Source organism: Nostoc sp. NMS2, from assembly GCF_017115105.1.
GTDB lineage: Bacteria > Cyanobacteriota > Cyanobacteriia > Cyanobacteriales > Nostocaceae > Nostoc.
In genome coordinates this window covers 67,272-80,956 of the sequence record NZ_JABXKH010000131.1, presented here as the reverse complement: position 1 = coordinate 80,956, position 13,685 = coordinate 67,272, and the positions used below count along the sequence as shown (strand labels likewise).

7 protein-coding genes are annotated in these 13,685 nt (G+C 42.4%); 4 read left to right on the top strand and 3 right to left on the bottom strand.

Features of this window, described 5'->3' with window-relative positions:
- Positions 1 to 17: 17 nt before the first annotated feature.
- A complete protein-coding gene (locus HWQ36_RS23235; protein WP_292706870.1) occupies positions 18 to 941 on the bottom strand; it encodes a DnaJ domain-containing protein in 924 nt (307 codons plus the stop codon).
- A 189-nt stretch (positions 942 to 1,130) separates the two neighbouring features.
- On the opposite strand from HWQ36_RS23235, the gene HWQ36_RS23230 reads away from it, so the two are divergent.
- A complete protein-coding gene (locus HWQ36_RS23230; protein WP_185585057.1) occupies positions 1,131 to 1,505 on the top strand; it encodes an NINE protein in 375 nt (124 codons plus the stop codon).
- A gap of 151 nt (positions 1,506 to 1,656) precedes the next feature.
- The gene (locus tag HWQ36_RS23225; RefSeq protein ID WP_292706869.1) at positions 1,657 to 2,190 is read left to right on the top strand and encodes a ComEA family DNA-binding protein; all 534 of its coding nucleotides are present in this window, start codon (positions 1,657 to 1,659) and stop codon (positions 2,188 to 2,190) included.
- 272 nt (positions 2,191 to 2,462) lie between these two features.
- On the opposite strand, the gene lepB is transcribed toward HWQ36_RS23225, so the two are convergent.
- Positions 2,463 to 3,035, bottom strand: coding sequence for a signal peptidase I (lepB, locus tag HWQ36_RS23220; protein WP_292706868.1), 573 nt, complete (start codon positions 3,033 to 3,035; stop codon positions 2,463 to 2,465).
- 1,444 nt (positions 3,036 to 4,479) lie between these two features.
- Here lepB and HWQ36_RS23215 point away from each other — a divergent pair.
- Positions 4,480 to 5,391: a polysaccharide deacetylase family protein gene (locus HWQ36_RS23215; RefSeq protein ID WP_292706866.1), complete on the top strand. Its 912-nt coding sequence runs from the start codon at positions 4,480 to 4,482 to the stop codon at positions 5,389 to 5,391.
- Between the two features lie 569 nt (positions 5,392 to 5,960).
- On the opposite strand, the gene gltB is transcribed toward HWQ36_RS23215, so the two are convergent.
- Entirely contained in the window at positions 5,961 to 10,652 is a 4,692-nt protein-coding gene (gene gltB / locus HWQ36_RS23210) for a glutamate synthase large subunit (protein ID WP_292706864.1), read from the bottom strand.
- Between the two features lie 771 nt (positions 10,653 to 11,423).
- Here gltB and HWQ36_RS23205 point away from each other — a divergent pair.
- Entirely contained in the window at positions 11,424 to 13,439 is a 2,016-nt protein-coding gene (locus HWQ36_RS23205; protein WP_292706863.1) for a phosphodiester glycosidase family protein, read from the top strand.
- Positions 13,440 to 13,685 lie beyond the last annotated feature (246 nt).

Genomic DNA, 13,685 nt, shown 5'->3' with positions numbered 1-13,685 from the left:
GGTTTGTTACCGAAATTTCAACACTTGACTTGAGAACCTTTTCGCTGTGTAAACCGACTTAATAAAGCCGCAATACTCATAGCTTTAGCCATTGATTTAGGATTGGTGTTTTCACCCAGTTTAATTTTCAGTTCGGGAGCGTATTTTAAGGCTAGGGAATTTTTTGGGTTTAGTTTTAATGCTTGACAGATGTAAACCCTAGCCATCCCCATAAATTTCTGTTTGAGATGTACCAAACCTAATAAGGCATAATAGTCACTGTTATTTGGCTCTAACTTGATGGCATCGCGCAGTTCTTGAACGGCTATGGCCCATTTTCCTAGCCTGACATACTCAGTAGCTCGCTGGTAGTGACGTTGAGCGTAGTTTGTCAAAACTGGTTTGACATCAGTTAATGTCAATTCAACTGGCTTGATTTCTACTTCAGGGATTATGGGAACAGCTTTTTGTGGTAGAAAGAGGTCTGGTTTATGCAACCGTAGGTATACTAAATTCAGTATAGTAATTTGTTGCGTCACCTGATAAAACTGATCTAGTGATTTGTATTGAGCTTCTGCATAACAGGCGATCGCTTCTTCGTAAAACAATTCGGCTTCAGGTGTAGACATTTCCATAATTTCCTGAGCTATGGCACTTTGAGAAGACAAAGGCTTCTGCTCCAAAACCCTTGCATCCGATCGCAGCATAGCGATCGCAATCAAGCGCTTCTGTCGATGTTTCAGTTGTTCATAAGCTGGGTTGATTAAATGGCTAAATATTGCCGTTGCTAATTTTTGGTCTGGATTGCAGTTTTTGGCATGGCGATCGGGATGTAGCAGCTTCGCTAAAGTGTGATAGCGTTTGAAAATCTGGCGATCGTCAGCAATCACAGAAATTCCTAGCACAGCGTAAGGATCGCAAAGCTTTTCAACCCATCCTGGCGGTAGTAAGGTCTGTGACATAGTAGTAATAAAGCTGTTAAAAACTTAAAATTAGCATCAAAGCTCAATGCATAGTCATGTGAAACTTACTCAAATTTCTTCAAATACTAAATTGTCTGTGGGATTTCTCATCTAAAAGTCTGGAGGGTAAGACAGGTTATTTGACTGTCTGATTGTAGAAACTGTGGTATTGGTAGATTTATTAGAAATATGTTGACTAAGCGCAAAAGTCGAAGTGTTGCTGCTGTTTTAGCTTTTTCTGGCACGCTGACAATTTCAGGATTACATAAATTCTATCTGGGACAGCCTTTTTGGGGTGTTTTGTATGTATTACTTTCCTGGACACCTATCCCCAAGGTAGCTAGTGCCATTGAGGGAGTTTGGTATTTAGCTCAAGACGAGGAAGCTTTCGATCGCAATTTTAATCTAGGCAAGTCAGCGACAAGGAACTCACAAAAGGTAAGTAATCAGGTAGGAGCGATGGCTGACGCAATGCGTGAATTAGATGCTTTGCGTCAGGATGGACTGATTTCAGAGTATGAGTTTGAGCAAAAGCGCCGCCAATTGCTAGACCAGATTTCTTAAATAATTCGTAATTCGTAATACTTCGGCTACGCTCAGTACAAGTTCGTAATTCGTAATTATGTAAGCGAAAAGGGGATTTCAACCCCAATCGCATTAGAATTAACCCTTATGGGATGGGGACTTGACCCAAATATTGGTTAAAGTAAGGGACATGAATAATTGGCTACCTTTGAACCCTAAGCTGCAAAAACTCCGCGCCAAGCTCCTCAACGATCCTTACTATCGCCTCCAATCTGGGGAAGAAATTCAGATAGCGGCCAAATTAGGTATTCGCATTGATGCTAATCAAGCCACTGTAGATGATTGGTTACGCCTACCAGGTTTGTCAATTCACCAAGCGCGATCGCTCGTCGAACTTTCGCATTCTGGTGTTAAATTTTACTGTATTGAAGATATCGCTGCGGCTTTGGCTATACCAGCGCCGCGTCTGGAACCGCTAAAGCCTCTGCTGAATTTTATTTACTATGACCATGAATCTTTAGAAAGTGCTACGCATTTAGTCAATCCGAATACAGCAACAGTCGAAAAGTTAGCACAAATTCCATTTATAGATTTATCTTTAGCGCAAGCAGTGGTTCAAAATCGGCAATCCTCCGGGCCTTACCGTAATCTAGCTGATTTCCAACGACGATTGGAGTTACCTGGTGATGCGATCGCTCAACTGATGTATTATTTAAGGTTTTAAGGGACTTCCAAATAAAAAAACATCCCAAAATTGACATAAAAATTCTCTCTATTTCTTCTCTCTCTGTGTTCTCTGCGCCTCTGTGGTTCGTTTATTTGGATAATTTATTTCTTGGAAGTCCATAAGTTAGAAGTTTTAAAATAACTTCTAACTCTGCTAATTTGAGATTTTGAATTTGAATTGAAGGAAAAATCTAAAATCCAAAACTTGTACTGAGCGACTTGTGCCGAGCGAAGCCGAGGTAAGTCGAAGTATCCAAAATCCAAAATCGATTAAATGAACCCAATGCGATCGAGAGGCCAAAAACGAAATGTTGCCCGGCCGATGACATTCTGTTGGGGTAAAAAGCCCCAATAGCGAGAGTCATTACTATCGTTGCGGTTATCTCCCATGACAAAAAATTCGTCTTCTGGGACTTTCACTGGTTGATATGGTTGATTTGGTGGTTCAGCAATGTAGTCTTCTGCTAAGGGTTGACCGTTGAGATAGACTTTGCCAGAATCAACACCAATTACCTCACCAGGCTGGCCAATAACCCGCTTGATGAAAGCTTGGTCTTTGGGATATCCCCGACGTTGTAGTTCTGCGGGTGGCTGAAAAACAATAATATCCCCGGTTATGGGAGGGTGAAAATGGTAGGATATTTTTTCAACTACCAAGCGATCGCCAGTATGTAAGGTTGGCAGCATCGAATCCGAAGGGATATAACGGGGTTCGGCAATAAAAGTCCTGATCAGAAGTGCTAAACATAATGCGATCGCTATTAAAATCAGATTTTCTTGCCAACTACGCAATACTTTTGACGACGCACGTTCTTCTTTTGCATCACTTTCGTGAGGAATCATAAAAATTTGTAGCCAATTTCAGAAGTGGGATAAATACCTTGATTATTTTGACTCAAAAGGTATACTGATAGACAATCTAAGTTCTGCATAAACCCATACATATATTAAATAATACAGTTATTACATCTATCAAACATAAGTAAAAGTACTGCAAATAAACGATGACCTATTTAAGGCAATATAAGCGAATGATTAAGATTCCTCGATAATTAAGAATACTAATTCTAATTACTGCAATTATAAGGCAAGTTATTAGTTCACACTCCCCGCAGCTATTGCCGTTCGCGCAAGTGTCTCGCTAGAGAGGGGATTCTTGGTTCAACGAGTTCACTTAACTTAGATCCCTTGCGGTATCTAAGCCTCCTTGTGGTTCTCTCTCCAAGCTTTAACTAGTACACAAAGCCTTCTTTCCTATTTACCATTGCCTACCTATGCAGGTAAATATGGCTACGCCACGCTGCGCGAACAGAAATCGAAGCGAATTCCTATATTATTGCGATTTTAACAATTTACCTTATATATGCGACTTTTTCCGTAATTACACGGTAACAGTACATATTAAATTGTACTATTAATTAAGATATAAATCTCCCTAATTATCGAGAAAAACATTAACACACAAAAGTCACTAGCAATTTAGGCTAAAGTATCAGCATTAAAAATAGAATTAAACTGCCGAGAAAATTATTTTTGCTAAATTGGTCAAAAGTATCTACATTAACGAATAAGTGCCCCTTGGCAATGAGAAACTATATTGAATCAATTTTCGTCTGGTCTATTCCATAGAAAGTATAAGGTAATATTCTGTCAGTTGAAAATTTAACTTTTTCTTAAAAAGGAAGCAATAGCAGCAGGCAGTAGAATATATCTTATCAAGAATAGAACTAACACTTTAAAGATACCCCGCCCCTTGTAAGTAGTTTTGTATGTTAATCAAATAATTCACTAAGTTGTATAATTTACAACTTTACTGTCAGAATGTCTGAAGATAACAACTTCAGCCCGCGAAAACTGCAAATTGTAGGCGCGACAGTCTAGCTCATCTTATTTGTAAAGCTATAAAACTTGAAATGATAATGCTGCCTTCGCGGTGAAGTGAAAGACAGAAACTAATTCAGAACTCCTATTAAGAGGATTTTGGGGTGTGGCTAATTATCTAATTGTACTCCTTCTTAGAGCTAGAGGTAAGAATGTGGAAATGCAGACCTTGCCTTTTATGAATGGGTTGATATTAAACAGTACCAAGTATTGTGTAAACGCTCATTGAAATTTCAAGTATGTAGGTTCAGTTAAAGCCATATAGTCTGTTGTAAATCTCCGTTAGCCCCAATTCCAATTTTCAGAATTACCAGAAAGTGACTGGTATTTAAGATATCTAAAAAAATGTGCTATGACGTACCGTCATAATCGTGGTTGACGGTTTGATCTTTGAAGGAGCTATGAGGTGGAAAACAATAAATCGTTTCTGTGGCCAGAAGGAATATTAATTGCACTGCTTGCTTTAGGTGGTGTTTTTAGCCTTGCTTTCATGATGCTTCTAAGACCAAATGCTTCAGAGGCTCAAAGTAGACAAAATATAGATGTCAAAGATGTGGCTGCAAATGTAGGAACTCAGCAGCGCATTGAGAAATTAAAGGCGGCGATGTTTACAAGTTGGCAGCAAGAAGCACAAACAAAAGGGCTATCCTACGCTCTGCCGTCACGTTTTCAAGGGGCAATAATTGAAGAGGCAAAACTCACTCAAGGTGAAAAAGTAATTGCTCTCACCTTTGATGATGGCCCTTGGCCTGACACTACAGAGCAAGTGCTAGATATTCTGAAATCAAATAATATCAAAGGAACGTTTTTTGTTGTTGGGCAGAACCTAAAAAATTATCCAGAAATAGGAAAGAAAATTGTAACTGAAGGTCATGTAATTGCTAACCATACTTGGCATCACTGGTATCACTTCTTTAATCAAGAAGCAGCAGCTTTTGAAATCGATCGCACAACAGACCTAATTTATCAAATCACAGGCGCTAAAACAAATCTCTTCCGACCGCCTGGTGGTATGCTGCACAATGGATTATCTGCTTATGCTAGAGGACAGAAGTATGCTGTGATCATGTGGTCGGCTGACTCCACAGACTACAAATTACCACCTGTACCAAAGTTGATCGATAACGTGATTAAAGATTCAAAACCTGGTGGGATTGTGTTGATGCATGATGGTGGTGGGAACCGTTCTAGAACTGTACAAGCTTTACCAGAAATTATTAGCAACTTTAGAAAGCAAGGCTATCGCTTTGTGACTATTCCAGAACTTTTAGAAATAGAAGATGCAGACAAAAAGTTGCTTGCTAATAAAAAGCAATAATTATTAATTATGGTTAATTGGTCAATAAGAATTGGCTAAAAATTAAAATTATATTTTTTTTAATGAAAATATATGATTTCTGAATCAGTTAGTGAAGATTCCCCTTTCAAAGGAGAATCTTTTTTCTCTTTACCCTCTTTTTAAGACAATACGCTTGGGTTAAGGATAATCGTAGGTTGGGTTGAACGAAGTGAAACCCAACCTACCATCGAAAATGTTGGGTTTCCTTCCTCAAACGCCACTTGCTTTTCCCAAGGGGAGACGCTGCGCGAACAAGTCGGGAAACCCGCCCACCGCAGTGGCTCCCCAACCTACGCAGTTTAAGATTTTTGGCGCTAACACAAGCGTATTGCTTTTTAAGGAGAAAATTCTAAATACGGTTCGATTAAAATCCCCCCGCCTGCGGCGACCCCCTTAAAAAGGCAATAAAAGAGGGTCATGAGCAAGTAGCGTGGGTTTGGGGGAACTTCAAAATATTAAAACGTTAATCGAACTGTATTGAAGTTAATTCAGGGGCTACCTTGAATATCCAAAGAGGTTTTGACAGAGTACGAGAACGGTTACAGCTACTAATGACTGCTTACTAAACTGAACTCAGTTTTTTTTTCAGGATCAGCTTCGGGACTATCAGCTTCAGAAGGTGGAACCAACTGCCAGAATTTCGGCAAAAATTCTTGCCAGTTTTGCAGAATTTTCTCTGCCTTTGGTGAACCAGTACGTTCCGCATGAGTTTGGATTAACTCTTGCAGTTGTTTTGCACCTACTTCTGTTATCACCCTTTGGATTTTGACAATTTCTGGGTTGACTAACTCACGAAATGAGTCATCTTCATCTAAGAAGTATGCCAATCCACCAGTCATTCCAGCTGCGACGTTACGTCCTACTTTGCCGAGGACGACAATCACACCACCAGTCATATATTCGCAACAGTGATCCCCAGCGCCTTCAATCACTGCAATGCCTTTGGAGTTTCTCACAGCAAAGCGCTCTCCGGCTAGTCCGTTGGCAAATAACATACCACCAGTCGCACCATAGAGGCAGGTATTGCCAACTATGACGTTTTGTGATGCGTTATAGGCAGCATCAGTTGGAGGTTTGATGATGATTTCACCACCATGCATCCCTTTACCTACGTAGTCGTTTGCTTCTCCTTCTAAGGTCAAAATGATGCCGGGGAGGTTGAAAGCACCAAAGCTTTGCCCAACACTACCTGTAAAGTTGAGATTAATTTGTCCTTCAAAGTCACTGTCACCGTATTGAGAAGCGATCGCTCCTGCTAATCTTGTACCCACTGTTCTGTCAGTATTGACAATGGGGTAACTCTTGGTGACGGTAGACTGATCCCGAATGGCAGCCTGAATGTCGGGATCGGCAAGGAACTTGTCATCTAAAACCACGCCGTTGCTGTGGACTTCTTCATGCACTAACCAGCTACGATTGTCTCTGGTATCTGGTAGTTTAAGTAAACAATCCAGATTCAGCGATCGCGTTTTGGTAATTTTTGCCTCTTGGCGCAGTTTCAACAAATCTGCGCGTCCAATGATTTCTGACAAAGAACGGTAGCCAAGTCCTGCTAACAAACTACGCACTTCTTCGGCGATGAAGTAGAAGAAGTTGACAACCTGTTCTGGTATTCCCGTAAACCGTTTGCGGAGTTCTTCTTTCTGGGAGGCGACACCCACGGGGCAATTATTGGTGTGGCAGATCCGCGCCATGATACAGCCTTCGGCAATCATAGCGATGGAACCGAAACCAAATTCTTCAGCACCCATCAATGCACCTATTACCACATCCCAGCCACTCTTCAGACCGCCATCCACCCGTAAAATCACGCGATCGCGCAGGCTATTTTCCATCAAAACGCGATGCACTTCACTTAAACCAAGTTCCCACGGTGAACCAGCATGTTTAATCGAACTGAGTGGCGATGCACCTGTACCACCATCATGTCCAGAAATCTGGATGATATCAGCGTTTGCCTTAGCTACACCAGCCGCGATCGTGCCAATGCCAACTTCTGAAACTAGCTTCACCGAAACCTTCGCTTTGGGATTAATTTGGTGCAAATCAAAAATCAGTTGTGCCAAGTCTTCAATAGAATAGATATCGTGATGCGGTGGTGGCGAAATCAGCGTTACACCTGGCTTAGAACGCCTTAACATCGCAATGTATTGGCTGACTTTCGGCCCTGGCAGTTGTCCACCTTCCCCAGGCTTGGCACCTTGGGCAATTTTGATTTCAATTTGTTTGGCGTTGACTAGGTACTCTGGTGTGACACCAAAGCGTCCTGACGCAACTTGCTTAATCGCACTATAGGCTTTATCGCCATTCCGCAATCCTTTTAAATGAGGTAGGGTTGGCGAGTTACCAGACTCGTCTACATCATCTAAAACTTTATAGCGCACTGGATCTTCGCCGCCTTCTCCAGAGTTAGATTTACCGCCAATGCGATTCATAGCGATCGCTAAAGTTTCATGGGCTTCTCTTGACAAAGCGCCTAAAGACATGCCACCGGTGCAGAAGCGCTTGACAATCTCAGCTACCGACTCTACTTCTTCTAGAGAAATTGGGGTACGCTCACCTTGGAAATCTAGCAAGTCTCGCAATGCCGTTACTGGTCTGCCTTGGAGGTGCTTTTTGTAAACTTCGTAGTGGTCGTAGTTTTTGCCATCTAGAGCCTTATGTAGCGCCTTGACCATTTCGGGGCTATTCATGTGGTACTCGCCGCCAGGACGGTACTGCACAAAGCCCAGGTTGTCTAACTTCTTGGTTGTTAGTTCTGGGAAAGCTTTGACGTGGAAGGAAAGTACTTCATCAGCGAGTTCGCTAATACTCAAACCACCAATGCGGGAAGTTGTACCACGAAATCCTAGTTGGATTAAATCTCCACCAATGCCAATAGCTTCAAAGATTTGGGCTGCTTGATAGCTGGAGAGCAGAGAAATTCCCATCTTGGAGAGAATTTTGAGCAAACCTGACTCTACCGCTTTGCGATAGTTTCCTAAAGCTTGTTCTACGGTAAGGGTAGGAATTTTTTGCACCCCCATTAACTTTTGGGTTCTGGGATCAATGCACCAATCACGCACCGTATCTAAAGCCATATACGGGCAGACTGCACCAGCACCATAGCCAATGAGACAAGCAAAGTGATGAGTACTCCAGCATTGGGCAGTATTGACAATCAGGGATGTTTTCATCCGCAACCCTTCCCGAATCAGGTGATGATGTACAGCACCGACTGCTAAAAGGGGAGGAATGTAGGTATATTCTGTGCTGATACCGTCATTTATCTTATCGGTTAAGATTAAAATCTTTGCACCTGCTCGGACTGATTCGGCTGCTTGTGCTTGTAAAGATTCGACTGCGGCTTTCAATCCTTCAGGGCCGTTGGCGATCGCAAATAGAGTTGACAACTCAGCCGTGGCAAATCCTGATAGCTTAATCGCCTCTAATTCAGCATCCGTTAACACTGGCGATTCAAGTTTCAATCTCCGGGCATATTCTGCTTTGGGTTCTAATAAGTTACCTCGTTCACCCAATTCGACTTTCAAAGACATCACTAGCTTTTCCCGCAGGGGATCAATCGCCGGGTTCGTCACCTGAGCAAAGCGCTGTTTGAAATAGTCATAAAGCAGGTGGGGTTTTGTTGACAGCACTGCTAAAGGAATATCATCCCCCATACAGAAAGTTGGCTCTGAACCTGCGATCGCCATTTGCTGAATCACCATTTCGACATCTTCTGTGGTGTAGCCAAAGGCGGTTTGCAGTTGCAGCAAGGTTTGCTTGTCAATTGTTACTTGTCCTTGGTCATTTGTCATTTGTCCTTTGCCATTGCCATTTGCTAATGACGTTTGCTCAGTACAAGCGATCAATGACTTTAATTCTTGACGATACTGTTGCAGCCATTCTCCATAAGGGTGCTGCTTGGCAATGCGCTGCTTAATCTCCCAATTCTTCAGCACTTCATGGTTGACTAAATCCACGGCAATCATTTGCCCAGGGCCAAGTCTACCTTTCTCGACAATCTCGGCTTCTGGAAAGTCCACTACGCCAGCTTCGGAAGCTACAACAATATAGTCATCTTTGGTGATTACGTAACGAGCTGGTCTTAAGCCATTACGATCTAATGTTGCGCCAACTTTTTTGCCATCGCTGAATACTAAAAGTGCTGGCCCGTCCCAAGCTTCTTGCAAACCACTGTAATATTCGTAGAAATCAACAATTTCTGGAGATTCACGTAAAGAAGGCTGATTTTGGTAAGCTTCTGGAACCATAATCATTAAAGCTTCCAAGGGGCTGCGTCCAGAACACACCAGTAATTCCAGTACGTTGTCTAGGGTAGCTGAGTCGCTATTATCAATATGAACTAATGGCTTAAGTTCTTGGATGCGATCGCCCCATACAGGATGATTCAAGCTAGCTTCTCGTGCCATCATCCAGTTGATGTTACCCAATAAGGTATTAATTTCACCGTTGTGACCCAAAAGCCGCATCGGTTGAGCTAGGGGCCACTTGGGCATCGTGTTGGTACTAAAGCGGCGGTGATAGACAGCAAAGGCGCTTTTGTAAGCTGGATTTTTTAAATCTTGATAAAATTCTCCCAATACGGCAGAACGCACCATGCCTTTGTAAACAATTGTGCGATTTGACAAAGAGCAGATATAAAATTCTTCTGAGATATTGGTTGCAACTTTACTAATTCGGCGGCGGGTAATGTACAACTGTCTTTCTAATTCATCGCCGTTTTTGTCAACAGAAGCTAACAAAACTTGTTCGATCTGGGGTTGATTTTCTCTTGCTTGTACACCCAATAAATCAGATTGCACTGGCACTACTCGCCAACCCAGTACAATCAATTTTTCTTCAGTAGCTACTTGCTCAACTGCCGCCCTAGCTTTTTGTGCTGCTTCCTGGTCTTGTGGGAGAAATATCATCCCCACAGCTATATTATTGGTGGATGGAAATTCCTTCCCCCTTTGGGCAAAGTCTTGTTGGAACAAATCCCAAGGGATAGCTGTCAATACCCCAGCACCATCACCAGAGTCTCGATCGGCGCTACAACCTCCCCGATGTTCTAAGCAAGTTAGAGCAGCTAAGGCTTTTTCGACAATTTCGTGGCTGGTATGATTCTGACGATGAGCAATAAAACCGACACCACAGGCATCTCGTTCTTCTACTAACCACTTTTGCCCCTGATAGGTATCTCTTGAGTTGATATTTGCTGTGATTTTCTGGTCTTGATTCATCGGTTGATTATTCATACCCTGTTCCTGAAGTATTGAGTTACCAATTTTGCCACTACTTATGGGAAAAATTTCTAAATTCCACGATGGAGAAATATATAAGCACCGAAATTTAGGGAAAAAAAATTTTAACTTCGGTTTTACTTTTTTAGTTCACCCGTGTTAAAATAATTGCGTATTTTTTATGTATTTATGCGGTGTCAGACAATTTACCTCAGCCAAGACATAATTATTGCCCTGACAGTTTCTTTTTTATATTCTGAGGCTAAGTATTTTTTCAATCCACTTCTTCCAGATGCACGATAGCTACCCACAGAGCCTATTTCGGCTCACCTGAAACAAAACTAAAACTGAATGCTGTCTTATGTTTTAAAGCCAAACTCATCCCGATCCGGCAATAAAATCAGCGTATTACAATATATACCCATTTGACAATTCCCAAATATTTTTGTTGTTGTCTGGAGTTTTCCTGCTTACCAGTTGCTATATATTACTATTCACTAGACCTAATTGAAGTACAACGTTCAGTCAGGATTGAATATCTTAATCCAGTTTTGATAACCAAGACTACCGTGTATAGTGTGGTTAGAATTAGTGCCAGTTAAAACACTTGTTTGCAGTGGCTTTAGCGTCTAAATTTATTTCTGTCTAAAAGAGATAACTTGCCAATATACATAATACCATATTTTTTAAGAAATAAATTCATGTTTTTTTAATATTTCCCAATAATTAGTTAGTTTATACCTTGGGGTGATAGTTTTCAAAAGTACCTAGTAAATTATGGTAAAAATGCCGAGTTGTTGCCAATCAGGGATTAGCGATCGCAGATTCTTTCCGGCTACTGTGTCACCAATACTTTTAACAGTACTGTGCTTAACGACTACTGGTGCTATCAACGCTCAGGAGTCGCCAAAAAAAACCAAACCACTGATCTCCCAGTCATCTGCACCTCCTTTAACAGGGGTGGCATCCTCTGGTAATCAAATTTCCCTCAATGGTCGTACTTTACCAGGAACTTGGTTACAACAACAGAGGAAAGCTGGTCAGGTGACAACTTACATCAGTGATGGGCCATTTAGACAATTAATCGGAGTAAATTTCTTAAACAGTAGTAATTCAGCGAAGCAACCAATACAGTGGTTTTCATCGGTGACAACGCCACTGGTTTTAGCCACTAGGCTAGTAGGAGCATATCGCTATCTGGATATTACTAATTTTGCTCAAACATCTGGATGGCAAATCCAAACTAATGGCAACACCTTAGTGATTGCTACCCCAAAAACACAAATCACAAATATTGTTCAGAGCCAGGAACCTCCATCCGCGAGTGCCCCTTTGCAACAGACTCGCATACTTGTCAATTTAGATCGTCCAACACCTTGGCAAGTTGCACAAGGATCAGCGATCGCAAAACCGCAAACTGCATCTTCCGATCCAGACACACTAACCCCCAAACCCACTACACCGCCAAATCGAGAGTGGACAATTACCCTGGATGGAATAGCCGATCCCGTTTTGATAGAACGCTATACCCCCCAGCCACCACCAGCAGCACCAACATTACTGCCAAACCTGCTCAAACAATTATTACCAGTTACACCAACACAACCAATACCACCAGCCCCTGAACCACTTATTCGACAAGTGCAGGTGGTGAAAAACCAAACGATTATTAGTCTAAGCGTTCCCTTTGGTCTATCGCCTCAAGTTAATACTGTCGCTAACCCCAATCGCCTGATTATCGATATTCGACCCGATCCTCTAGAAGAACGAGATATTACTTGGGCCCCAGGATTGCGCTGGCGACAGCATTATGTCAACTTGGGCACAGAACGCTTTCCGGTGGTTTGGTTAGAAGTTAATCTCCGTAAATTTGGGCTAACCCTGAAACCTATGTGGGCTAGTCCTGATGGGCTTGGGGGTACTGCTCCCTTAATTCAAACAGCACAACGTTACTTAGCAGTTGCTGGAATTAACGGTGGTTATTTTAACCGCAATAATAGATTGCCATTGGGTGCAATTCGTCGGGATAATCAGTGGTTATCAGGCCCCATTCTTAACCGGGGTGCGATCGCTTGGAACGATTCAGGTCAATTTTACTTCGGTCGTCTCACCTTAGAAGAAACTTTAATTACTGCAAATAACCAGCGCTTACCAATTTTGTTTCTTAATAGTGGCTACGTCCAGAGTGGCATTGCTCGTTACACCCCAGCTTGGGGAGCAACTTACACACCCTTGACGGATAACGAAATTATCCTAGTGGTACAAAAAGACCAAATTACTCAACAGCTACCAGGTGGCAAAGTTGGTGGCACAGCCATTCCCATTCCCCAGGATGGCTACCTACTAACTTTACGTGCTAACGCTGCCAGTGCTGCCTCACAGTTACCAATTGGAAGCGCAGTACGTATTTCCAGCAGTACTGCTCCCACTGATTTTAGTCGTTATCCCCACATTATCGGAGCCGGGCCACTATTAGTCCAAAATCGTCAAATTGTCCTTGATGCCAAAGCCGAAAAATTCAGCAATGCCTTTATTGCAGAAAAGGCTATTCGTAGCGGTATTTGTACAACTGCAACAGGCACTCTTATGATTACTGCCGTGCATAATCGTGGCGGCGGTTATGGGCCTACATTGGCAGAACATGCCCAATTAATGCAACAGATGGGCTGTGTGGATGCCTTAAATCTGGACGGCGGTAGTTCTACCAGCCTTTACTTAGGAGGGCAACTACTCGACCGATCGCCTAGTACTGCTGCTCGTGTTCATAATGGAATTGGTATTTTCCTGAAACCACGTTCATGAGGGAGTGGGGAATGGGGAATGGGAGATGAGGGAGCAGGGGAGCAGGGAGCAAGGGAGCAGGGAGTAAGGGAGAAAGTTTTCCCCTCTGCCCCCCGCCCCCTGCCCCTCTGCCTCTTTTCAATGCCCAATGCCCAATTCCCAATATTTTTTTAAAGTTTAGAACAAGCTGCCACTTTGCTTGATGAAGACTTAGTGTAAACCTAAGAGTTTTAATAGTGATGGTTTACACCATAAGGTTTGATTTTG